The organism is Paenibacillus sp. VTT E-133280, assembly GCF_002264385.1.
GTDB classification, from domain to species: Bacteria; Bacillota; Bacilli; order Paenibacillales; family Paenibacillaceae; genus Paenibacillus_AQ; species Paenibacillus_AQ nitricinens.
The window spans coordinates 11,807-35,245 of sequence record NZ_NFUX01000058.1 but is presented as its reverse complement, the minus strand read 5'-3'; the positions used below and the strand labels follow the sequence as shown (position 1 = coordinate 35,245).

At 43.3% G+C, this 23,439-nt stretch carries 20 protein-coding genes; 6 read left to right on the top strand and 14 right to left on the bottom strand.

The features are described 5' to 3' along the window. Nucleotides 1-77: 77 nt before the first annotated feature. From CA600_RS22330 to CA600_RS22300, 7 genes are all read right to left on the bottom strand, one after another. Complete coding sequence (locus tag CA600_RS22330; protein ID WP_179281702.1) at nucleotides 78-3,152, bottom strand: BTAD domain-containing putative transcriptional regulator; 3,075 nt, start codon at nucleotides 3,150-3,152, stop codon at nucleotides 78-80. A gap of 262 nt (nucleotides 3,153-3,414) precedes the next feature. Then, complete coding sequence (locus tag CA600_RS22325) at nucleotides 3,415-4,287, bottom strand: AraC family transcriptional regulator (protein WP_094873025.1); 873 nt, start codon at nucleotides 4,285-4,287, stop codon at nucleotides 3,415-3,417. Nucleotides 4,288-4,591: 304 nt separating this feature from the next. Further along, entirely contained in the window at nucleotides 4,592-6,157 is a 1,566-nt protein-coding gene (locus CA600_RS22320) for a histidine kinase N-terminal 7TM domain-containing diguanylate cyclase (protein WP_094873024.1), read from the bottom strand. A gap of 409 nt (nucleotides 6,158-6,566) precedes the next feature. Next, nucleotides 6,567-7,556 carry a glycoside hydrolase family 43 protein gene (locus tag CA600_RS22315; protein ID WP_094873023.1) on the bottom strand — a complete coding sequence of 330 codons (990 nt, stop codon included), beginning with the start codon at nucleotides 7,554-7,556 and terminating at the stop codon, nucleotides 6,567-6,569. A gap of 29 nt (nucleotides 7,557-7,585) precedes the next feature. Next, nucleotides 7,586-8,419, bottom strand: a complete 834-nt coding sequence (locus CA600_RS22310; RefSeq protein WP_094873044.1) for a carbohydrate ABC transporter permease — start codon at nucleotides 8,417-8,419, stop codon at nucleotides 7,586-7,588. Nucleotides 8,420-8,435: 16 nt separating this feature from the next. After that, nucleotides 8,436-9,332, bottom strand: a complete 897-nt coding sequence (locus CA600_RS22305) for a carbohydrate ABC transporter permease (RefSeq protein ID WP_042185833.1) — start codon at nucleotides 9,330-9,332, stop codon at nucleotides 8,436-8,438. Between the two features lie 85 nt (nucleotides 9,333-9,417). Beyond that, nucleotides 9,418-10,755 carry an ABC transporter substrate-binding protein gene (locus tag CA600_RS22300; RefSeq protein ID WP_094873022.1) on the bottom strand — a complete coding sequence of 446 codons (1,338 nt, stop codon included), beginning with the start codon at nucleotides 10,753-10,755 and terminating at the stop codon, nucleotides 9,418-9,420. A 263-nt stretch (nucleotides 10,756-11,018) separates the two neighbouring features. Here CA600_RS22300 and CA600_RS22295 point away from each other — a divergent pair, with 263 nt between their 5' ends. Continuing rightward, nucleotides 11,019-12,083, top strand: coding sequence for a GntR family transcriptional regulator (locus tag CA600_RS22295; protein ID WP_094873021.1), 1,065 nt, complete (start codon nucleotides 11,019-11,021; stop codon nucleotides 12,081-12,083). Nucleotides 12,084-12,685: 602 nt separating this feature from the next. After that, the gene (locus CA600_RS22290; protein ID WP_094873020.1) at nucleotides 12,686-13,438 is read left to right on the top strand and encodes a YdcF family protein; all 753 of its coding nucleotides are present in this window, start codon (nucleotides 12,686-12,688) and stop codon (nucleotides 13,436-13,438) included. Here CA600_RS22290 and ybaK read toward each other — a convergent pair. The 5 genes from ybaK to CA600_RS22265 all read right to left on the bottom strand — a co-directional run bounded on the left by ybaK (nucleotide 13,427) and on the right by CA600_RS22265 (nucleotide 16,335). After that, nucleotides 13,427-13,900 carry a Cys-tRNA(Pro) deacylase gene (ybaK, locus tag CA600_RS22285; RefSeq protein ID WP_094873019.1) on the bottom strand — a complete coding sequence of 158 codons (474 nt, stop codon included), beginning with the start codon at nucleotides 13,898-13,900 and terminating at the stop codon, nucleotides 13,427-13,429. The two genes, CA600_RS22290 and ybaK, sit on opposite strands and share 12 nt — an antisense overlap. A gap of 96 nt (nucleotides 13,901-13,996) precedes the next feature. Further along, entirely contained in the window at nucleotides 13,997-14,248 is a 252-nt protein-coding gene (locus CA600_RS22280; RefSeq protein ID WP_094873018.1) for a YolD-like family protein, read from the bottom strand. Nucleotides 14,249-14,334: 86 nt separating this feature from the next. Further along, nucleotides 14,335-15,153: an SPL family radical SAM protein gene (locus CA600_RS22275; RefSeq protein ID WP_094873017.1), complete on the bottom strand. Its 819-nt coding sequence runs from the start codon at nucleotides 15,151-15,153 to the stop codon at nucleotides 14,335-14,337. After that, nucleotides 15,150-15,683, bottom strand: a complete 534-nt coding sequence (locus CA600_RS22270) for a methylated-DNA--[protein]-cysteine S-methyltransferase (RefSeq protein ID WP_094873016.1) — start codon at nucleotides 15,681-15,683, stop codon at nucleotides 15,150-15,152. The genes CA600_RS22275 and CA600_RS22270 overlap by 4 nt, the downstream gene beginning before the upstream one ends. Then, entirely contained in the window at nucleotides 15,673-16,335 is a 663-nt protein-coding gene (locus CA600_RS22265) for a bifunctional transcriptional activator/DNA repair enzyme AdaA (RefSeq protein WP_094873015.1), read from the bottom strand. The genes CA600_RS22270 and CA600_RS22265 overlap by 11 nt, the downstream gene beginning before the upstream one ends. A 170-nt stretch (nucleotides 16,336-16,505) precedes the next feature. On the opposite strand from CA600_RS22265, the gene CA600_RS22260 reads away from it, so the two are divergent. Then, nucleotides 16,506-17,045: a MerR family transcriptional regulator gene (locus CA600_RS22260; protein ID WP_094873014.1), complete on the top strand. Its 540-nt coding sequence runs from the start codon at nucleotides 16,506-16,508 to the stop codon at nucleotides 17,043-17,045. Between the two features lie 106 nt (nucleotides 17,046-17,151). Here CA600_RS22260 and aspA read toward each other — a convergent pair whose 3' ends face one another. Together aspA and CA600_RS22250 are read right to left on the bottom strand one after the other, a co-directional pair. After that, nucleotides 17,152-18,576, bottom strand: coding sequence for an aspartate ammonia-lyase (gene aspA, locus CA600_RS22255; protein WP_094873012.1), 1,425 nt, complete (start codon nucleotides 18,574-18,576; stop codon nucleotides 17,152-17,154). A 394-nt stretch (nucleotides 18,577-18,970) separates the two neighbouring features. Further along, nucleotides 18,971-20,647: a hypothetical protein gene (locus CA600_RS22250; RefSeq protein ID WP_094873011.1), complete on the bottom strand. Its 1,677-nt coding sequence runs from the start codon at nucleotides 20,645-20,647 to the stop codon at nucleotides 18,971-18,973. Nucleotides 20,648-20,882: 235 nt separating this feature from the next. On the opposite strand from CA600_RS22250, the gene kduI reads away from it, so the two are divergent. The 3 genes from kduI (at nucleotide 20,883) to kduD (ending at nucleotide 23,405) form a co-directional block, all read left to right on the top strand. Then, the gene (gene kduI, locus CA600_RS22245) at nucleotides 20,883-21,716 is read left to right on the top strand and encodes a 5-dehydro-4-deoxy-D-glucuronate isomerase (protein WP_094873009.1); all 834 of its coding nucleotides are present in this window, start codon (nucleotides 20,883-20,885) and stop codon (nucleotides 21,714-21,716) included. 131 nt (nucleotides 21,717-21,847) lie between these two features. After that, complete coding sequence (locus CA600_RS22240; RefSeq protein WP_094873008.1) at nucleotides 21,848-22,603, top strand: DeoR/GlpR family DNA-binding transcription regulator; 756 nt, start codon at nucleotides 21,848-21,850, stop codon at nucleotides 22,601-22,603. 43 nt (nucleotides 22,604-22,646) lie between these two features. Then, on the top strand, nucleotides 22,647-23,405 hold the full coding sequence (kduD, locus tag CA600_RS22235; protein ID WP_094873006.1) for a 2-dehydro-3-deoxy-D-gluconate 5-dehydrogenase KduD: 759 nt from the start codon (nucleotides 22,647-22,649) through the stop codon (nucleotides 23,403-23,405). The last annotated feature ends 34 nt before the right edge of the window (nucleotides 23,406-23,439 follow it).

Below are 23,439 nucleotides of genomic sequence, written 5' to 3'. Positions count from 1 at the left end.
CAAATGCTAGTGAAAAGGGAGCATCCCTCCGTTATTTTTCATAACCTTGGGACACTCCCTTTATGGAGGAATATGCGTCAATTTATATCCAGCAATCTCCTGACCGTTTCCTTCGGCTTAATCCCGAACTCCGTCAGAAGCAGCATTCTTAATACCTCGTACTGCTTGATCGCCGAGATGCGGTCATCCGCCATAACCAGCACGCGAATGAGCCGTTCATGAATGGACTCATTTAGCGGATCATGTACAAGCGCCTTCCGCAGCAGTTCCGCAGCCGCATCATATTGCCCCTTCTTCTCCTCACGTTCATGAAGGCGAAGCAAGGTTGCGACGTACTCGCTTTCCAGGCGAACTCGCGTCGGCTCTGCCCATTCGTACGAAGTGCCAGCCATAAAGCCCTCTCCGTATAATTGGACAAGCTCACCGGCATAGTCACGCAGCTTTAAGTCGTCGATTTGCGCCTGTGCGGCCAGCAAACGATCCCACTCATCGAGATCACAGTACAACTGGCTTATATCGATTCGATAACCGCCTTCCACATGCTGGACGATACCGTCAATTCCGATTTGACTTAAAGCTTTTCGCAAATAGTGAGTCGTTGTATTAAACTGGGCCCCTGCCCGGTCTACCTCCACCTCTCCCCACAAACGATCGAGAATTTGATCTCTACTTACTGCCTCGCCGCGATGGTAAATGAGGAATGCCATCAATTCCTCAGTTTTGGAAGTCCGCCATTTGACCACAGAGCCATTCTCTGTCTCTACGCGCAACCGTCCGAAACATCGGATATTAACTCGTGGATGTGCGTCATAAACATGGAACGCTTGCAGCACGAGACGCGCATAACTTAATGCGTCCTTCGATCCCGCACCTTTGTCTCCATTCGACTGCACATAAATAGACAACAGCTCTGCCATCGCCGAGCCTTCGTCCACGAAACTGCGAATAAACCCTTGAGGTTTGGCGAGACGCAAAGCTTCAGCCAGCTTCGCAAGTGCTGGCTCCATTTGATTGTCGCCATATAACATCATGCTTTGTAAATTCAGAATGTGAATGCGGTCCCGCAGACGGTCTTCCTTCGTCAACAGATGATACAATCTTGCTGCGAGAGATAGCGCTGATTCGAATTGTCCGCATGCGGCCAGCACGCGAACGAGCACCAATTGTTCGGAAACTTGGTCCAGCGTTGCTTCGTCCGAGTGCGACATCCCGCAGTGCTCCAACCATCGCTGAGCAGACGCAATGTCGCCTTGACGCACCGCTAAGCTCACCTGTTCCGCTTCGATTTTGCGTATGAATATCTCATAATCGGGTGAATCGATCATCAGCTTAAGTTGTTCTAGCAGTGTCGCTGCTTCTAGTGAGTTCCCCTTTGCTTGCTGAATTCTAGAAGCTGCCACAAAGAGCTGATACCGATTGCGAGACACCGGCGCGAATCCGTCTACATGCATAATGCGGTTTAGCCAGTCCTCTGCTTCCTCCAGCCGATTCCACTCGTACAATACCTTGGCATAGGAAGCATACATCGGTGTCGCATACGGATGGTTAACACGATCTCTCCAATACTCTATCATCCGAATGAAAAATTGTGCTGCACCATGGTAATCGTTAATGTAGCCCAGATGGTCTTCAAACTCTTCGACCGAATAATGCTTATTGTTGCCTCCTTGAATAAATAAGCTTTGTTCGAGTGCAAACGTATCTCCACGGATAAAATAGTCAGCAGTGCTCAGAAGGTCTTTCTTCACATAGGCAGCAGTACCGCAGAGATAATAGATGTCCCCCATGGTCATGCGCCATACGTCAGCATCTATATGATCCTTCAAAGCTTGGTAACGAACACGAAGCCGTTCCGCTCGATCCGGAATGTTATGAAACTGCCGAACGCCGACCATCACGAGCAAATAAAAAAGTTCAACAAGCGGTCGGCTCGCTACATATTGCTCAGGCACTTGCATCACCCAACGAGCAACGACGGTGTTCTTGCCTCCAAGAAGTTCGTACAGATGCGCTTCAATCAGGCGAGCTACATCTTCATACTGCCGTCCCGCCAAATAATGTTCCGCCGCTTCTACAATAAACCCGTTATGTTCGTGCCATTGCGCGGCACGCGCATTCGCCTGAATCCATAGCTCAGGCCATGTTCGAGCAAGCATCGACTGCAGGAAATCAGACAGCAGATGGTGATAGCGATACCAGTTGCGTTGATCGTCCATAGGAATGATGAATAGCTGAAGCTGTTCCAGTTGTTCCAACTGCTGCTGACCCCTCGCTTGACCGGTCACCGCCTCGCACAATGCATAATTCATTTGGCTTAACACGGAAGTTTGCAACAAAAAATCGCGCATCGCCTCTGGCAGATCGCGAATGACTTCCTCGAGCAAGTAATCGGATATGTGCTGCTGATGGCCGCTGAATTGACGGATCGATTCAGTCACATTGCCGCTTCGTTTCAGTGAGATGGCCGCAAGTCGCAAGCCGCAAATCCAACCCTCGGTTTGGTCATACAGCATATTGAGCTGCTCAGTCGACAGCTTCAACTCCGTCGTCTCTCGGAAGAAATCGTTTACTTCTTCTGGTCGGAACCTCAATTGCTCGATCGTAATCCGCCGCATCTCGCCTTTTGCAAATAATCTTGCTGTCGGAAATGGGAGGTCGTTGCGACTTGCGATATATAAATGAATGTGGTTTGGAAGGTGTTCAAGCAAATAGCTCATCGAATTCTGGATTGCTGGCATCGTCGCCAGATGATAATCGTCAACCATGACGACCAGCTCACCCGGCAGTTGATTCAACTCGTTTAGTAGCATGTTCATCGCCGACTCCATCGATGTGGAAGATGCAGAGGATCCCTCCACCAGCAAAGGCAAAGTGGTCAGGCCAAAGTCCTCGATATGATTCTGGATCGAAACGATGACCATGTTCCAGAAGGTACTCCAATCATCGTCCTGCTTGCTCAGTGACACCCATGCAACAAGCTTGCCGCTTTGTTTGGCCCATTCGCTTAGCGCCGTCGTTTTCCCATAACCAGATGGAGCGAATAAGAGCGTAAGCTTCGCGTCCATACCCTCATCAAGCAGACGAAGCAGATCCGTACGAGCAACCAAGGTGTGCCGTACATAAGGGATGTGCATTTTAGTTGCGGTAATCATCGAAAGCCCTCCATAAGACAAAAAATGAGTAATTAGGAGTAACTTCGACATTCAAGTCGTAAATTCCTGTGCTTTCGGCTGTACAACACATGCCCCATAGCCGAATTTGCGTGGGATGACAATTGGGAAGAAGGTTGACTCGTTATTAATGACCGTTATAATTCGCCCTACTTGTGATACGGTTCACCGCTCTGTCTGTAACGGCAAGTTTTAAGGCCATCCTTTGCGGTATGTCCTTAATTTTATGAACATAGTCTCTATACTATTTTTTCGTAACCGGTATCCAAATCTCGCTCCTGAAATTGGGGGAAGATACATCCTTGCCTTCATTCCATAATATTTCCGGTCCCCTTGCTACCTCATAACTTGCGGAAGGGAACCATTCCGAATAGATGCGCCCCCAGACATTTTGTAAAGTATCGGGAAACGGTCCGACAGCTTCGAAAACGGCCCAGGTCAATGCGGGAACCTCTAATTTCGCAAAATTTTCAGGACACTCCTCGGATGTAGCTGCACCTATATAATGGTCAAGCTCTCCCTTCTCCTCCATTCGCCCTTCAGAAAAATTTGTCGATGCTGAAATCAACCCCTGTGGTTCAACATTAGAGAGCTTTTTCAATTGGTCGATGTCTAGGCTGGTTAAGCCTTTCCACATCGATGCAATTTCTGAACTCACGCCATTAAATTGGATAGGCACCTTTTTCGTAATACCTACAATACGGAACGATTCTTTCTCAACGATACGATAATTCATTTCGCATCCTCCCTGAATAGTTAATTGGAAGGTCATTCGAGGATAGGCTTTTAAAGATGGGGCATGAGACCTAACCGAAGAGGGCGGAACCCCATGCAAGACTTGGAAGGCCCTAGAAAAGGCATCTGCCGAGCTATAACCGTATTTCACTGCCACGTCCACAATTCTTAAATCACCGGCTTGAAGCTCGAATGCCGCAAGGGTCAGGCGTCTCCGGCGGATGTACTCCGATAGCGTAATGCCTGCAAGGAAGGAGAACATTCTTGAAAAATGATAGTCCGAACAACAAGCCAGCCTCGCTGCTTCCTTCAGATCTATGTCTTCATCAAGATTCTCTTCAATATAGTGTAAAGCTCTATTCAGATTTGCAAGCCAATCCATTCAAATGACCTCCCTTCAGGTACAGAATAACAAGATTCGGAAGTACCCATCCGACATCTCATGCACAGTTTTGTTGGGTTACCCTTCTCATACCTATACCGTTTACAATTCCTCTTTCTGTAAATTGCCTAATAGCATCACTAGCATATGATCCTTCAATATCAGAATAACTGACTGTTATATCCTGTTGAAACAGTCACTCATAAGTATATTTCTTCTTGATTGATAGGCATTTTGCTCTCAATCCACCAAGTTACTAAACTAAGCACGGCTCCGATGTACGCCTCTATTTTAATTTGCTGTACTATTCCACATATTCGTACTTTTCAATAAAAACCCGCACTTGATTTCGACCAGCTCTTTTGGCAGCATAAAGTGCTTCATCAGCTTTAAGAAGAAGTTGATGGATTGTTTCCTCCACAGCTCCTGTCGTTACGGATACCCCAAAACTTGAGGTAATCGTTACCAATTTTTCATTTTCAACTAGAGGCTTCTGTTCAATGCAAAATCTAAGGTAATTAGCGAAGTTTTCCCCTTCCGCTAGTGTATAACCAGGTAAAGCGAGTACAAATTCTTCACCACCATATCTAGCAAATAGTATATGTTCTCCCATCTCAGCCTTACATATTTGAGCCACATGTACTAGCATTTGATCTCCGGTTTGATGCCCATAAGTGTCGTTCACTTTTTTGAAAAAATCAATATCAAATAGAATAATCACAAAGGATGATAATTCACCCTTTGCTTTCATTAAGCTTTGCTCACTTTTCTGGAAAAAGGCACGACGATTGTATATTTGTGTAAGATCATCAAAATAGGCTTGATGCTCTAACTTTTGTTGTAATGTATGTAGCTCTGTTATATCCGTAAATATAATTAGTAAGCCAGAGTTATTATTAGATTGTTGAAGCATAGAAATACGTAGCTGATATATATAATTACCTTGATGAATCGTAACATTCAATTTATCTGAGATCGTATCTAATTGAACAGGGAATGATTGATCCGTTAGCATATACCAAACTTGATCAAATGGCTGCCCTAACGTTGATCGATCCAATTCACTAAACATACTTTTACAAGCTTGATTATATTCGATTAATTGATAGGTATCATTAAGCACAATGACACCATCGTTCATACTATTAAAGATCGTTTCCTTCGCAATTGGCATTATTGATAACATTCGAGAGGAGGTAATAGACCAAAGGTACAAAACAGAAGAAAACCAAATAACCATGGGTACAGGATCGATACCATCGGGTGTCACTCCTATGAATAATAAAAATGCAGTCATTATTGGAAGCAATTGACCGCAGATGAGGGCAAATAATTGAGATCGATATACACTAACGGTTTCCTTCCAGCGTGAAAGCAGCAATAAGAGCGCAGCTAACATACAACAGAAAATGTAAATATTATGTACGGCAAACCATGCCCCATACTCAATCTCACTATATGGAGCCCCAAGCACCGAATGGATATCATATATTCTATAGTAAAAATGATGGGATTCATTAGTTACATTGATGAGAAAAGTAATACAAGGCATTGTAAGTAGAGCGATTATTCTTTTTCTCGTTATTTTATAACCCAAATATTGCATGACAAACATTAATCCTAACGGAGGGAAAAATGGCATCCCTGCATACTGTACAATATTCCAAAATCTAAGCTGTTCTAACGAAGTCGATGTTAAGCTAAAGGCATAACCAAAGCAATAAATCATTGAAGTTAATGTATTCCACATGAACAAATTAGCGATATTTGTATAATAATGTCTCCTCCAATAAGTAAAGACAAGTATAGACAAATTCAGAACAGCCGAAGTACAAACTAATGTTATATATGCTGCTAGCTTCGAATCCAATAGGTATACCCACTTTCATACAATACATATATTTACGTTAACACGATTAATATAAGATGTTGATTTGTGCCTTGAACCATTTACAGGATTCCGTCCACATCACTATTATGTCTGTACTACCCACATCGTATTGATTATTGCTTCATGAAATAGATTGTTTTTAACTTAGCATGACACTCATGACAGTAGCAACACATTTAGCCAATCAGTAATGCTATGATTACTATTTCGTCTATACCGATCACCAAATAGTTTGTACAACATTACGTAATTCATCACTTCTATTGCATTGCAAACAAGTACCCATCGATTGGATGGGTACTTGTTTTTATTTCTAATTATAAAGGCTTCCCCATGTACGACATAAGTCAACTAAATCCATTTAGAATTTTGTAAGGCGCTTGCAGATCTATTCGTATTGTACAGAACGTGCAAGTGCCGCAACAGAGCCGCGAAAATCAGGTCTGCCGTCATCCGTCCACAACAGCTCCGCTACAAATGTATGGCGATTCGGATCGTATAGCGGATCTCCTACAATATGCTTATACGTTCTTGCGTGGAACACAAACAGCGTCTTCTCACCAGTCTCTGACACCGTAAAACTATTATGACCAGGACCATACATCGAGATGCTCTCATCAGTCGTGAGAACCGGTACTTTCGACTTGCGCCATGAGGCAGCATCGAGCAAATCCGAGTCCGCATCGGCTTCAAGCAAGCCCATGCAATAATTGAAATCAGTAGCGCTAGCAGAGTAAGTAAGGAATACCCGATTATCTTTGCGAACAAATGCCGCGCCTTCGTTCACTTTATACCCGATGATCTCCCAGTCATATTCGGGCATCGTAATCATCGTTTGCGCCCCAATCAACGTCCACGGATTGCTCATTTTAGATATGTAGAGATTAGAGTTGCCTTCGATTTCCGGATCCTTTTGTGCCCATACGTAATAGAGGCTACCATTGTGCTCAAAGGTAGTGGCATCGAGGGAGAAGCTTTCCCACGCGGTACGAACCTGTCCTCTTTCCGTCCAGCTGCCTTCGAGCGGATTTGTATTTTCATTCTCCAGTACATACATCCGATGGTCGAACAAGCCTTCTGTCGTTTCCGACGTATGCGCGGCAGCGAAATATACGTACCATTTTCCATCAATAAAATGCAGCTCTGGCGCCCAAATATTGGCGCTAAGAATGCCAGTCTCTCTCTTTCTCCAGATCACTATAGGAGCTGATGTAATAAGCCCTTCAAGGTCCTGTGCCCTACGGATTTCAATCCGATTATACTCTGGAACCGAGGCCACGAAATAATAATAACCATCTGAATGTCGGCATATAAAAGGATCAGCTCGTTGCTCGATCAATGGTTTAATGACGCGTAACTCCTCTTGTTGGACTCCCATCTTATCACCTATTTCATAAGTAATAGATACTAACCTTTAACAGCACCCGCAGTCATACCATCAATGAAATATTTCTGGAAAGCGATAAACAATATGAAGATTGGAATGATGGAGAAGAAGGAGCCCACGATCAGAAGGTCATAGTTATTCCCATAAGGAGTTAACAATGTTTTTAACCCGATTGGCAGTGTATATTTATTTTGATCTCCCAACACCATGAATGGCCACAATAGATTATTCCAGCTATTCATACCATTCAGAATGGCCATTGCCGCAAAGGAAGGCTTCATAATCGGCATAATCACTCTGAAATATATCGCATATTCGTTTGCTCCATCAACTCGCCCAGATTGAATAATTTCTTTGGGTATGCTTCTGAGATATTGCCTAAAGAAGAATATCGTCCCGGCATTAGCTATACCCGGCAGAATGATTGCCGAATAGCTATTCACCATTTGCAAATCATTTATTAAGCTGTACAAAGGAACCAGCAATATTTCAAATGGCACCATCATAATGAGCAACACACATATAAAGAGGAAGTTCTTACCTTTGAAATCATACGCTGCAAAACCAAATGCAACAAAAGCGCTTACAAACAGTGTTAAAGCAACCTGAATGATTGTTAACGTCATACTGTTCCAAAACCATACAAAATAATCATGTTGTCCAGTAAATAAATAGATAAAATTATCAAAACTCATTATTTCAAAATTCAAACTTAAGTTAAGACCATATCTTATTAAAGCTTCACCTGGTTTAAAGGAAGAGAGGGCCACTGCATAGAATGGAACCATAATTATAACGAATAGTATAATAAAGATACTAATTATGACTATTCTAGCAATTAAGTTGTTCTTCATCTGACTAGTGTCCATTTTAATCCTCCTCCTTTTTGAACATTCCACTAAATTTCAACTGCGTTAAATTGATAATCATAGCAATGACTAATAGAACGATACCAACTGCTGCAGCGTAACCGAGCTTATTCTTCTCAATTCCTTGTCTATACAAATATCCCACTATAGTTAGGCCAATATTTTTCGGTGAATTGTTACCGTTAAACATCATTAAGCTCTCGGTAAACATTGCCAAACCTGCATAAACACTAATTGTCGTAACATATATCGTGGTCGGCTTCAATAATGGCATTGTAATCGATCTGAACTTCTGCCAAGCAGATGCCCCGTCAATTGAAGCAGCCTCATAATAATCATTGTCAATGTTTTTCAAACCAGATAGATAGTACAGCATATTAACACCTGTCCATCGCCAACATGCAAGAATTAATAGTGCAGCCATACTCCATTCTGCATCTTTCAAGAATTTAGTAGGCTCTACACCAAATAGACCTAGAAAACTGTTCATTAATGAACCATCCATTTCGCCGAATGTTAGGCGAAAAATAGTACCCGCCACTGCGACAGATGTCAATGCAGGAAGAAAGAACGAAGATTTAAAAAACTCCCTCCCCAGCATTAACTTACTGTTTATCATAACTGCAAATAACATTGGGAAAGGGATTAACAGCACTAAGGTTCCTAGCATGTATACAACGCTATTTTTAATAGCCGTCAAAAACACTTTATCTGTGAATAACTTCGAATAATTCGCTTCACCAACCCATTTTGGATCCTGTCCCAACATCCTATCCTGAAAACTCATTACAAATGAATTTACAAGTGGATAAGACCAGAATATCAAGAATATGATTATGAATGGCAACACAAATACATAAGGTGCAACCTTTTGAGAGTATACAAATTTCTTTATCATAATCCCACTCTCCCTTGACTATGACTAAACCTGCCGAGCACCATTCTTGCCGACAGGCTTAATCATAACCATTTACTTATTATTTTTATTTCAATTCTTGTTCAATTGCTGCCTGTGCTTCATCGAGAGCTTCCTTCACGTCTTGGCCATCTTCAAAGATCGCATTCAGAGTAACCGTATTGAGCACATTGCCGATCGTCGGTGAAGCTTTTACGGATTTGATAGCTCTAATTTCGTCTTTGATTTCATTCAAAGTATCAAATGCATTTGTTTTAAAATACTGGACGTATTCGTTATCTGGGTTTTTCGTTACAGCCTCATCTTTCCATACTTCCATATTGATCGGGTCAAATCCAAGTGTATTCCAGATTTCAGTAGTAGCTTCTTTCGAAAGCTTAGCAAAAGCTACAAACTCTTTTGCCAACTGAACGTCTTTACCAGTCTTAGTAACAACTGTGCCAGTACCGCCTAAGCCAACGGAACGAGGATTACCTTCTTCGAATACAGGCAATGGAGCAATTGCATACTTACCTTTAAGGTCCTTCATTTCGTTTACAAAGCGGGACATGTACCACTCAGGCATCAATGCGCTTGCGTAGTTGCCTTTGTTGTATTCGCCTTTTGCTTCTTCTGTGTCGGGTTGTCCGCCTGGGATCGTATGAATAACATTATTCTTCTGCAGGTCGACTAACATTTCAAACGCTTTAATCATCTCAGGTGAGTTAACTTTTGGATTGCCATTTTCATCTGTAAAATCAGCGTTTTGCTGAGCAAGTAACAGCGAGGCTTGCCACGTAGCGGATGTATCAGCAGTACCTAAGTACTTACCAGTCTTTTCATAAACCTTGATACCTGCTTGTTTGTAATCTTCCCAAGTTTTGATTGTCTTGTAGTCAACACCTGCTTGTTCGAGAATTTCCGTGTTGTAGAAAGCAAGCGTAGCACCTACGTGATAATCAAAGCCATAAACCTGGTCAGCTTTGGTGTAAATATCGACACGTGAGGGAACGACAACGTCTTTGTATGGTGCAAATACATCATTCAAAGATTCCAGTGGAACGTTGTCCCCTTCCAAGAATTTAGGGAACTGACCAAGCTCGATATCCGCAATATCAGGAGCACCTTTTCCGCTTGTAACTGCCAATAAGAGCTTGTTGTGCATATCATCGTAAGGCATAACCGTTACATTCAACTTAATCTGTTTGTCTGGATTCTGTTGGTTCCATAACCCCAGCATTTTATCCAAATGCTTGCCATGCAAATCTACGAATGTCCAAAATGACATTTCTGTTGCATTCTCACCGGCATCAGCGCCTAACTGCTGTGTTTCCGTTGATGAACTGGAAGACTTACTACATGCCGACAAAACTAGTGACATCATAAGGATTGTAACGATGGAGAGTAATGTAATGCGTTTTTTCATTTGTTCGTCATCCTCTCTTTTTTTGTTACTCATTTGAGATGCTGGGTGACTGGTCACTTCTGTTAATTTAAGCGGTTTCAATACGTCTCGTTACCAACCTTCTTAACATGATTCTAACCTTTCAATGAAAAGACCCCTTCGTAAAAAATTTCCTAATTCTGTATTGTAAGCGCTTTATAAAATGCATTATAATATATACGTAATATATTTTATATAACCAATTGATTATAAAAATCATTAAATTTTAAGGGAGATGTACTTATTTGAAAAAGCTGGTGCTCTACAAGCAAATTCAAGAAGATATTGTACAGAAAATTAAATCTGGGCAGCTTCGGCCAACGGACCGCGTCCCTTCTGAACAAGAATTAATGGACGAATTCAAAGTAAGTAAAATAACCGTCAAAAACGCCTTAACCCAGCTAGCTGATGAAGGATTAATTATACGCGTACAAGGCAAAGGCACATTCGTCTCTTCTAGTCTTGATGTTTCTAGCATTGATTCTCCATTATCTCCACACAGCGCGTCGTCCTTGCCGCTCATCGGCTTCATTATTCCGACGATGGTAACCCGTGTCATTCAGAAGCTCGTCGACTACACGGAACAATTCCTGTCTGAAGCTGGCCTCAGCATGGTACTAAGCATCACGCGAGAGTCCTCCTCTATCGAATCGAACGCCATTCGTACACTAACGGGGCTCGGTGTGAAGGGACTGATCGTTTTTCCAACAGAAGATGAGAAGTACAACGAATCACTACTGCGTCTGTCGCTCGATAAATTCCCATGTGTGTTCATCGACCGCTACCTGCGCAACATTGAGACATACACGATTACATCAGACAATTACGGCGGTGCATATAAGGCTGTCTCTCATTTGCTATCCAAGGGTCATCATCAAATTGCGCTCATCTCACCTGAGAATGCCAATACAGCCATCGAGGATCGCACGCTCGGCTTCGAGAAGGCGTACACAGATCGAGGTATATCAATCGACAAGAGCTTGTGGTGTCACATCCCTCTCGACATTCTACGCGGTAAGCAAGCATTGGAGTATGTAAGCGACTTCTTGCAGGGGCATAGTGGAATTTCGGCAGCTTTCTCCTTAACCGAAGAAACCGCACGCCTTACATCGGCTGCTATCAGCCGTCTGAACAATCACTCAAATATCGATTTGCTATCTTTCGATAATCCAAATCTTTCATTCGTAGCTTATGTACAGCAGGATGAACAGGAAATGGCACGAACAGCCGTAAAGCTGTTACTTGAACAGATAGAGAATATTTATTCACCTAAGAACGCCGTCATTCCCGTGCAGCTCATCTTCCCCTAACTATTTCATTGGACTTTATCGACACTCTAGGAGCACCTTCAGTAGAAGTTGTCTTCTTTTGCGTTCCAGCGCATAGAGTATAACAATATATCATAAAGGTGCTAGCGGCCAAAATGGGAGATTCGCTCCACTTTGTTACGAAAACCGCTGATTCATACGGATGAAACCGATCTTCGGGTCGGGGAGTGAGTGTCAAGGAATCTCAGAGCATGACGATCATGAAGGAATATTCAAATGTCTCCAGGAACTCAATGAGGAAATAAATATGAAAATGTTTATATGAGCAAATAATTTTCTAGGCGCTGGATGGAGTAAGATCGAGTAGGGATGACATGCCGAGTGTACCGACTTGTACATCGACCGAGCCCCCACCATAGTAGATTGTAAGATATTCATACTGATTTGAGACCATCTTTTATTCACGATATTTAACTATTTTATTGAAAGGTATCGACTAACAAAAAAAGCCTTCTTTCGAAGGCGTTGATTAGGCTTCTCATCAAATAAAAAAAGACCATTTCGGTCTTTTGTGCAACTTCGAACACCCCAACTCATGTTACAATACAACCTGAACTCATACTTTACGAAGGCGGTTGATACTGTTGATTTACATCATCAAATTTGTATACAGCTTTGTGCTTCCTCCAGGACTTTTCATCCTACTTCTGCTCGGTCTTGTCATTTGGTTATGGAAAAAGAACCGTCGTCCTGCGCTTGTCCTGCTTGGCGTTACACTGCTTATGTATTTCTCCATGACTTCCTTAGTCAGCGATGCGTTAATCGGAGGTTTAGAACGAAAATATCCTCAACCGGATACATTGCAAGGAGATGTTATCGTTGTGCTTGGTGGAGGTGCAAGCTCCGGGACACCGGATATGGATGGCGAGGGCAACTTATATGGATCAGCAGCAAATCGGCTAATTACAGCTGTACGACTACATCATGCGAGTGATTTACCCATCCTATTCTCTGGTGGACAAGTCTTCTCCGACAGCGGCAATGAAGCGGATATCGCCAAAAGACAACTCCTTGGACTCGGTGTCCCCGAAGAGGATATCCTGACCGACAATCAATCTCTTAATACGGAGCAGAATGCTGTAAATACCGCCGCAATCCTACAAGAGAAGGGACTTAAGCGTCCTGTACTAGTCACATCAGGGTTTCATATGCCCCGCTCGATGCAGCATTTCAAGAATGCAGGGCTAACAGCGCAAGCTTTTCCTACAGATTATATCGCCAGCGCTGAATTTTCGTTGCAACCCTCAAAGTTCACTCCTTCGCCAGGAGCCATCTCCACTACAGGCACAGCCTTGAAGGAGTATTTAGGTCTTCTTGTTGCTCATCTATTTAATTAGATCTGTGAATTTTGCATTGGTTACCCCTGCAAGAAGCTGCGGTGATACATCCATTTGTTGACCAATTTTCCCGGCGCTAACGGCTATCGTTTCCTGACTTTCTGCGCTGCTATCAATGAACGTTGGATATAGCTTTTTCATACCGACTGGTGAACATCCACCACGGATATAACCCGTCCACTTCTGTAAGTCTTTCACTGGCAGCATCTCAATCTTTTTCTCTACGGCGGCCTTGGCCGCCTTTTTGAGATCAAGCTCCTCAGCAACTGGTATAACAAATACATAAAGATTCGCTCCGCTATGAGCGACCAAAGTTTTAAAAACCGTCTCTACCGCCTTTCCAATCTTCTCCGCAACTGCCGTACCATGGATTAGTCCATCCTCATTGTCATACTCAAACACTTCATATCCAATTTTCTTCGCATCTAGCATTCGCATCGCGTTGGTTTTAGTTACTGTCATATCTGATCTACCTCTCTTTAATCTATTCGATACTATATGGTCAAAGAGGCCCCAAAGCCAACATGGCTCACAGGACCTCTTATTGCTGCGTTCCCATTAATCTCTGGGATAATTAACTTGCATAATATCCATAAACGGAACTTTTTCGATACCTTCGTTTTTACTGATGTGTACTTTTCCAGTCCGTGAATCCATTTCAACAATTGTTCCACGCACCTGATCTTCTTTTCCCCATACGGTTAATAAGATCTCAGAACCTTCTTGCTTGGCTTCAACTAACTGATTACCTAGCTCTTCAAGTACAAATTCATCTCTTGTGGGCCGCTTGGCCACTTTTACTTTTGCCACTCTACTCCTCCAATAAGCGATTACAGGTATTAAGTATTTTAAAATACTAAGTATGAATGCTCTCGTTTATTATATCATGTTTCAGTTTAAGGCTCGAACCCCTTCTGGCTCAAGAAAAGCTCATCTTCATTAAAAACACTCCGGAGTCCATCGTACACTCTGCGATAAGCCGCCGGATCGTACCATTCTTCCAATTGCAGCTCTTCATAAAGGGAATAAATACCTAATCTCCGTGTCCGTTTGCCCCCACTGCCATCTCCCATAAAATAATCGTCGATACAGACTCTATTCACCAAGCTCCTTAGGATCTCTGGAAAAGACGTACTGCTCGGCAATACCGGAGCGATGGTAGCTTGAACAGGAACGCCCGCTTCAAGCAGTAATTGCAGTGTCTTTAATCTTGCAGATATGGGCGGAGCACTTGGTGTGAATTTTTTGCGAATATCTTCACGATCCGTCTCTACAGTCATACTCACGCGAACCTTATCTTCTAAGCGTAATAATAAATCTATATCTCTGCGTACGAGCGGACTGCGCGTCTGCACGAACAGAAAATCGGGCGGGGTCTCCACCATAACCTCCAGCAAAGCTCTGGTTACCTGCTCCTTATGCTCTATCGGTTGGTAAGGATCTGTGCTAGAGGACATAAAAATGGAGACCGGTCCTTTAGATTTTGCTTTCTGGAGTTCTTTGCGCAAAATAGCTGCGGCTTCTTGTTTGACATCTACCCACGTTCCCCATTCCTCTTGACGAAACAGTGAAACGGGCATTTGACGCACATAACAATAAGAACAGCCATAAGTACAGCCGGTATATGGATTTAAAGAATGACTGTATCCGTTCAGATAACCCGTCCCTTTATTAAGTAAGGTCTTTGGGGTCTTGTACTGGATCTCATTGTTCATAATGTTTGAGCAGTCTTTCCACTTTCCAAATGAAGCAGCCTCGTCTTCATCTCTAATCCCCCGCGGTAACCAGTTAATGTTCCATTCTTACCAATCACTCGGTGGCAGGGCACCGTAATTAGTATCGGATTTGCACCTATGGCCGTCCCTACCGCGCGTACTGCAGCAGGCTTTTGAATATATGTGGCGATGTCCGAATAAGACCACGTTTGTCCATATGGAATTTCACATAACGCTTTCCACACCGCGAGTTGAAATGGAGTCCCACGATAGTCAAAAGGAATGCTGAATGCCTGCCGTACCCCTTGCAAATATTCGATCAGTTCCTGTACAAATGGAACCATTTTCTCATCGTCCTGCACCAGTTCACTTTCAGGAAATCTACGGCTGATCCAGTCACTCATCTCTTCGAATGGCTTCTGCTGCGACCCCACATAACTTAATCCTTTCTCCGACGCTGCGATATAGAAACTCCATTCCTTATAAGTTAGCAATGTCCAGTATATGATTGCACTTGGTCTACTCTCCATTTTTCTGTACCCCCAAGAATAATTCAGAATGATTCGTTAATTCTAATTTGTTAAGCTGTCGATACTTCGTTGGGGTAAGCCCCGTCTTTTTCTTAAATAAGGTAATAAAATACGACGTATTTGGCAGACCCACATGTAATCCAATATCAGCTATATCCCGATCCGTGGTAACCAAATATTCAGATGCCTGAACGATTCTCTTTTGCTGTATATAATCCACTGGCGTGATTCCCGTTACTTTCTTGAAGGTTCGATGCAGATGATAAGGGCTTCCATGACAGACTTCTGCCAGCGTTTCAAGAGTAAGAGGTTCATGATAATGTTTGTCGATATATTCAGTCATTACAGCCACCCACTCCTTATCCGGCAGCCGCTCACCCGTCGGTTTGCATCTTTTACAGGGACGAAATCCAGATTCTAATGCTTGTTCTGCATTTTGAAAGATACGTGCATTCTCCCGCTTAGGTGCTTTGGACTTGCAGGAAGGTCGGCAAAAGATTCCCGTAGTCTTCACAGCATAAAAGAATTTTTCGTTATAAGCTGCATCATTTTGCAAAATAGCCTGCCATTGCTCCTCAGTCATCTTTTCCACTTCTCCACTCTTATCCATACGCTTCACCTCTAAACCAAGTATACCCCGCTTCAGGGTCATCTGTACTCATTCTAGAATGTAAAAGCAAGATAGTGAAATCCAAGAATGGTGAGATTGCTCGTAATTACACTTTGTTTATCGAATCCGCACTTCCTTTGTCAACCGTGCAGGGAGCAGCAATTGAACAACGAATTACTCATAACATGACTACCTGAACTGGAGGAATCAAAATGGAATTTTTGAAAACAAAGGATGCCGCAGAGCTGTTGTCTGTTAGCCAAACAACGATCAAACGTTGGGCTGCTATGTTCCCTGATTTTTTTCCAAAGGACCGATTTGGCCACTATACTTTTTCAGAGCAGCAAATCAGCTTGCTCACACATATTAAAGAATGTATTAATCACGGAGAACCACTGGAAGGTATTCAATTACCTGTCTCGAATGAAAATCAAATATCCAAGTCACCGCAAGATCCACTACATTCCACAGACACTGAGCCTATGCAAGATATATTGTCCCGGATTCATTATATTGAACGCACCCTTGATCAAAAAGCCGACGAAGTAGTCATGATACAGTTACTTCAGCAGCGTGAGGAGCTTGAGGATCTGCGGATAATGATCAAACAATTAGCGGCAACCCTAGAACCCATGCAAGCTACAAAAGTCAACGTCTTCACGTCAAATGAAGCTTCCCATCCCGTTACTAGTACAAGAATACCCTCTCCACCGAGGAAGCGCGGGCTATTACGTTCATTCTTTTTCCTGTAAGCCTGAAACACAAAAGAACCTACTTCTAACTAACGTTGAAGTAGGTTCTTATTAAATATCGTAGCATATGGATGACAAAGTCAGCGATTAACGGTTAGGTAATCCCCTATTGCTTCTGCAATAAAGCTGAGCCTGCGATTCCTGGATGCGTCATTTCGTATGGGTCCAGAATCAGATTGAGCTCTTCCTCGGATAGCACATTATACTTAAGGCACAAATCACGAACAGATTCTCCTGTCAAAATCGCCTCACGAGCAATACGAGAAACCACTTCGTAGCCCAAATGTGGGTTAACTGCGGTAATGATTCCGACACTCCGCTCCACATCCCGCTCTAGCTTCTCTTTATTGGCTTCAATACCAGCCAGACAGAAATCTGTGAAGACTTGGAAGGAGTTGTTCATGATGCTGATGGACTGAATGAGATTAAACACTAGAACTGGCTCCATAACATTCAGTTCCAGTTGACCCGCTTGGGAAGCCAGACAGATTGTATGGTCATTTCCTATCACTTGAAAAGCCACCTGATTGATGACCTCCGCCATTACTGGATTGACTTTACCTGGCATAATGGAGGAACCTGGCTGACGTGCAGGGAGTGAAATTTCATTAAATCCTGTCCGCGGACCAGAAGCCATGAGCCGAAGATCATTAGCAATCTTGGACATGTTCATCATACAGACTTTTAGGGCAGCAGATACTTCTGTGTATGCATCTGTATTTTGCGTAGCATCCACAAGATGATCTGCAGTAACTAGCGGCAATCCACTTATTTCAGCCAAATGCTCTACAACCACTTCGATATATCGAGGGTCAGCATTTAATCCAGTTCCTACAGCCGTTGCCCCCATATTCACTTCATACAAATGATGACGTGTATGTTCAATACGTTTGATATCTCTCTCAAGTACTCTGCGATAAGCCTCGAACTCTTGGCCCAGACGAATCGGCACTGCATCTTGTAGATGCGTGCGTCCCATTTTTATAACCGGATCGAATTCCTTGGCTTTGTCTGCAAATACCTCATGCATTCTGCGCATAGTAATAAGCAGTTGTTCCAGAAGAGAAAGCGTCGCAATATGAATAGCCGTAGGGAATGCATCATTTGTAGACTGTGCCATATTCACATGAGAGTTGGGACTTAAATGACGATAGTCTCCTTTTTCATGACCAAGCAGCTCTAATGCTCGGTTAGCAATGACTTCATTGGCATTCATATTTAACGAGGTACCTGCACCACCCTGTATAGGGTCTACAATAAATTGTTCGTGCCATTGACCTTCGATGATCTCATCTGCTGCTTTCACAACAACTTCTCCAAGCCCACGATAGAGCCTGCCAATTTCCATATTTGCAAGCGCAGCGGCTTTCTTTACGATCCCCATCGCTTTGATTAATTCATTGTGCACTCTATAACCCGTAATTGGAAAATTCTCTACTGCGCGTAATGTCTGAATCCCATAGTATGCGTTCTTATCTACTTGTTTGCTGCCTAGAAAATCATTTTCTACACGAAATTCAGTTCCTGTCACAGTAAATCCCTCGCATTCTTTGAGTTAGGTTTGATCGGATTTAAGAAAGCGCATTCATACATATGTCTCACTTAGATATTAACCTTTATTGTGATAAATGTCTCTCATAAAATTAGAGATTAATGTAATTAATTTCAAATAAGATCACGAAAGCCTTGCCCTTAAAGGAAAGCTGGTTTTTATTAGGAGTAAATTTCCAAATAAAGCTATAGCAAAGTATGCACACTAATTAGATTCTATTGCAGTAAATGCATTAGAAGTTCATCGGGCTTTTTGCACACGGACTCTAAAGTGAAATCGAATCATAACTGTTCATATCGGATTATTACATAAAAAAAGCCGACCTTAAGGTCGACTCTATCCAAACTTTACTCACAAATATGTTGAGTTCTTATTAAACCGTATAGTTCTCCAAAGAGATCTTCTCACCATTCAGCAAAGCTCGCGGTGGCTCTGACTCGCTCTTCATACTCAAATGCAATCTATCGCCATTACTGGTCGTATAATGAGCTGCCAATCCGTCTTCCGTCTCAAATCGGGGTTCATTATGGGCCATAGCTATTACAAATGCATCCAGTCCGATGATTCCACGCTCTGCAGACTCCTTAACACCGATCGCCTCAACGATCACCCCACCCGGCATCCCTGTAGCTGTTACCTCAATGTATCCCTTATGTTTTTGCAGATGATATAGATGAGATAGATATATTGCGAAATAGACATCGCCAACGTGACCGAACAAGGCGTTCAGGCCTTGCATCCACTCCCCGTGAGGAAGAACACCGATAATCGTATTTTTTTCCCCCTGAGGAATGGGAAATAAAGAAATAACTACATTTTTGTGATAAAGGACCTCCATATAACGACTCTGATGGCGAGGATCTCCCGAATTGTAGTATTGACCTGGGTGGAAGAAATACAGCTGGTTCCCCCCACCCTCTCCACTTACAGGCAAGGAAAAAGCCCACCGGAGCTGTTCATTGTCGAATTCTTCTACTCGCTCCCACATCCCGCCTGCTGCATAATCCTCTGTAATATAGGCATAAGAATGAAGCAACGGTTGAGCGTTAGGATCTGCTGGGACTACCTTCTGTGTAATCTTAGTGGTTTCCACAGGCGTCTGGCGATTCATTGCAGCTGTTAAAGCCTCATTTGGTGCTTTATAGAACAGGAGTCCAGCGTATTCCGTACGTGGCATTGCCACTGAAAGCTTGAAGTCCCCGAATTGAATATAGTCATGAAGCACATTAGCATCTCCTGGTACATCATGTGGCCAACCTCTAGAATGTGCACCCACCCAAGCTCCGCGTAAATAAAACTCAGCTCTTACCATCCAAAGATGATCAAGCATCTCTTTAAGAGTAGTTATTAAATCCGTATCCTCTGTTGGGACAAGCTCCAAAGCGCAGGTAAACGCTTGTATCCAATGCCAGAACCACGGGAGACTGCCGTATTCTGGCATCCCCTTAGAGCGGATGTACGTCAATGTGTCCTTCAAACTTTGCCGACCATCTTCAACGAGCACATCATCTGCAAACAGAGTGCCAAAAATCAGCTTTGCTGCTGTATATTTCGCTTCATGATGTCCAAAAGTGATTACCGGCTTACGGTAGAAACCACTCCGATAAATGTGTCCAAATGCTGTATTCAGGACAATGCGAAGTTGAGCGTTTAGTGCTCCACCATATCTTTTGCAAAAGTAAACCAGCAAGCTGCCCATAATTTCCACAGGTAACTCATGCGGTGAAGCCTCACGTGGAACCGGATTCAATCCAAGCGGCCAGTGCCCGTATAGCTCCGTGCCAGGTTGACGATTCTGTAGCATTAATGTCTCTAGCAGCACATCCTGTGCCTTCTGCTTTGCTTCTTCCCGGTCAAAAGGCAACGACAAAGAATCATCTACTGCAGCTGCAAAAAGATATGAGGCATAATAAAAGTTATTTCGCACATCATCGTGGAACCAGAGTCCACTCTCAAGCAGAGGCCGTCTCTGCGCTTCCAGCGCTATACTTATAATGATTTCTTGTTGACGGTCCTGATAAGTACTCTGAATCCCATTCGACTCCAGCATTCAAGTTCAACCTCCCACATCTCAATTTTCAATAGTATGATAACAATCCTATAAATGAGAACTAAGCATTTTAGATCTATTGTGCACACTTTTCGTTCATTTTGCAATTATTAAAACTTATAAATAAACTACAATGAACCAATATATAAAAATAAACACTTGTATAATGAACATAAATGGAGTAAATTGTACCTATACGAACGAAAATATGCTTTTGAAGGAGATTGAATAATCCATGGAAAGACGTTTTGCATCCCATCCTAATGAAGTTAAGCAGTTTGACACTGAGCGCCTCCGCAAGGAATTCCATATTCCTGTCATTTTTGCACCCGATGAACTGAAACTAGTACTTACCCATGAGGATCGTATGATCGTTGGCGGTGCTAATCCTGTTAAGGAAGAAGTTGCACTTACAACTGACCTTAAAGAACTTGGGGTTACTTACTTCTTGGAGCGCCGTGAGCTAGGGATCATCAATGTTGGCGGTAAAGGGGCGGTTATTGTCGATGGTACAGAATATGAAGTAGATTTCAAAGAATGTCTGTATGTTGGTCAGGGTTCTAAAGATGTTATCTTCAAAAGTGCAGACGCTTCCAAGCCCGCTAAATTTTATTTGAATTCTGCACCTGCTCACCAGTTCTATCCAACTACTAAAACCACTCTGGCTGAATCCGAATCCGGTGCGATGGGCGGTTTGGAGAACTCCAACGAGCGTACCATTCACCGGTTCATTCATACAAACGGCGTACAAAGCGCTCAGCTAGTTATGGGTATGACTCAACTGAAGCCAGGTAGCATGTGGAATACGATGCCGGCACATACACATCCACGCCGGATGGAAGCTTATTTCTATTTTGATCTACCGGACGATTCCGTTGTGTTCCACTTGATGGGAGAGCCTAATGAAACTCGCCATATCGTAATGCAAAACGAACAAGCGGTTATTTCCCCAAGCTGGTCCATCCACAGTGGTGTTGGTACTCATAACTATACTTTTATCTGGAGTATGGCTGGCGATAATAAAAGATATGATGATATGGACCCCGTATCCATGAAAGAACTACAATAGAGACAAGCTAAAACGCCTTCGGCGTCCTTTTAAGGACGATAAGCGTTTGGCGGGAATTATAAGGAAGAGTCTAGCGTGAAACTTAAACTTTCTTATACTTTTAATCAATTACGGAAAGCTGAGGCAAGCGGATGAACCCGATACGACGACATGAGATGATAATGGAAGTTATGCTGAACCAAAAAGATGTAACGGTGAATGAACTGAGCGATAAGCTACAGGTTACGGGAAAAACAATTCGTGAGGATTTGAGCAAGCTGGAGGAGCAAGGACTGATTGTACGTGTACATGGCGGAGCTGTGCTGGCACAAAGCGACCAGTTTGGTATTTTGCCCTCTAAGGATCCACTGGATAAGTATTCCGACGAAAAAACGGAGATCGCCTTGCGCGCGCTTGCCCATATTGAAAAGGACGATATTATAGCTCTTGACGGCGGGAGCACAACGCTTGAAATTGCCCGACGCCTGGACAATATGCCTATAACGGTAGTCACCAATGATGTATACATCATCAGCGAACTGGTTCTCAAAGATCATATTCGTCTCGTCGTTCCCGGGGGGTACCGTGTCCGCAATATGTTGGCCGGCCCTGAAGCCGTCTCCTATGTGCAACAACTTAATATTCAAAAAGCATTTCTGTCCTCGACAGCTATTCATATCGAACATGGACTTTCTATTTATACAGGAGATTTAATTGAGTTTAAGCAAGCCCTTGTGTCTACTGCCCGTAAAGTGTTCGCGGTTGTGGATCATCATAAATTCGGCCAAACTGCGCTGCGTACATTCGCTTCTCTGCAGGAAGTTGACGTTATCTTAACAGATAAAGGACTCTCTCCCGAAACGGCAGAACAGTTCCGCGGTGCAGGCGTTGCCATTGAATGTGAGTAATAACCGGAATTAAATCCATTTAATCAAAGGGGCGTAATTTATAATGTCATCATCATTATTCAGCTTGGCAGGTAAAACAGCACTCGTAACCGGTGCAGCTCAAGGTCTTGGACAAGGCATTGCCCTTGCCTTCGCAGAAGCAGGTGCGGATATAGCAGCCGTATCACTTAATACAAGTCAAGAAACCGTAAACGCTGCAAAAGCTTTTGGCGTAAAAGCGGTTAGCATCGAATCTGACTTAAGTGATCATAGCAACCTGCAAAACACATTTGACCAAGCACTTGAACTGACTGGTCATGTTGACATTCTCGTGAACTGTGCAGGAATGATCCGCCGTACTCCGGCAAAAGACCACAGTGAAAAAGACTGGTTCGATGTTATTAACCTGAACTTGAACACCGTGTTCCTTCTGTCTCAGATCGCTGGCCGCCACTTCCTGGAAAGAGGATCCGGCAAAATCATTAACATCGCCTCTATGCTCTCCTATCAAGGCGGAATCAATGTCCCTGGCTACACCGCGAGTAAGCATGGGGTTGCAGGTCTTACTAAAGCTTTCGCCAATGAATGGGCAGGCTCCGGTCTAAACATCAACGCGATTGCACCAGGCTACATGGCTACTGAAAATACAGCTCCAATCCGTGCCGACCAAAGTCGTTCGGATGCCATCTTAGATCGTATCCCTGCTGCACGTTGGGGAACACCTGATGATCTTAAAGGTCCTGCTGTATTCTTAGCTTCCGCGGCCTCAGACTACTTGAACGGCCACATTCTAAATGTTGACGGCGGATGGATGGCTAGATAAATAACCTAAAATATTTAACCCGCTGCCTGTGGCA

Bases quoted from the DNA above. Each gene is read 5' to 3' on its own strand.
- CA600_RS22330 (WP_179281702.1), bottom strand. From the start codon at position 3,152: ATGATTACCGCAACTAAAATGCACATCCCTTATGTACGGCACACCTTG.
- CA600_RS22265 (WP_094873015.1), bottom strand. From the start codon at position 16,335: ATGACCCTGAAGCGGGGTATACTTGGTTTAGAGGTGAAGCGTATGGAT.
- CA600_RS22240 (WP_094873008.1), top strand. From the start codon at position 21,848: ATGAACCCGATACGACGACATGAGATGATAATGGAAGTTATGCTGAAC.
- CA600_RS22260 (WP_094873014.1), top strand. From the start codon at position 16,506: ATGGAATTTTTGAAAACAAAGGATGCCGCAGAGCTGTTGTCTGTTAGC.
- CA600_RS22250 (WP_094873011.1), bottom strand. From the start codon at position 20,647: ATGCTGGAGTCGAATGGGATTCAGAGTACTTATCAGGACCGTCAACAA.
- CA600_RS22305 (WP_042185833.1), bottom strand. From the start codon at position 9,332: ATGATAAAGAAATTTGTATACTCTCAAAAGGTTGCACCTTATGTATTT.
- kduI (WP_094873009.1), top strand. From the start codon at position 20,883: ATGGAAAGACGTTTTGCATCCCATCCTAATGAAGTTAAGCAGTTTGAC.
- CA600_RS22300 (WP_094873022.1), bottom strand. From the start codon at position 10,755: ATGAAAAAACGCATTACATTACTCTCCATCGTTACAATCCTTATGATG.
- CA600_RS22275 (WP_094873017.1), bottom strand. From the start codon at position 15,153: ATGAACAATGAGATCCAGTACAAGACCCCAAAGACCTTACTTAATAAA.
- CA600_RS22270 (WP_094873016.1), bottom strand. From the start codon at position 15,683: ATGGAGAGTAGACCAAGTGCAATCATATACTGGACATTGCTAACTTAT.
- CA600_RS22310 (WP_094873044.1), bottom strand. From the start codon at position 8,419: ATGAAGAACAACTTAATTGCTAGAATAGTCATAATTAGTATCTTTATT.
- ybaK (WP_094873019.1), bottom strand. From the start codon at position 13,900: ATGACAGTAACTAAAACCAACGCGATGCGAATGCTAGATGCGAAGAAA.
- kduD (WP_094873006.1), top strand. From the start codon at position 22,647: ATGTCATCATCATTATTCAGCTTGGCAGGTAAAACAGCACTCGTAACC.
- CA600_RS22315 (WP_094873023.1), bottom strand. From the start codon at position 7,556: ATGGGAGTCCAACAAGAGGAGTTACGCGTCATTAAACCATTGATCGAG.
- CA600_RS22325 (WP_094873025.1), bottom strand. From the start codon at position 4,287: ATGGATTGGCTTGCAAATCTGAATAGAGCTTTACACTATATTGAAGAG.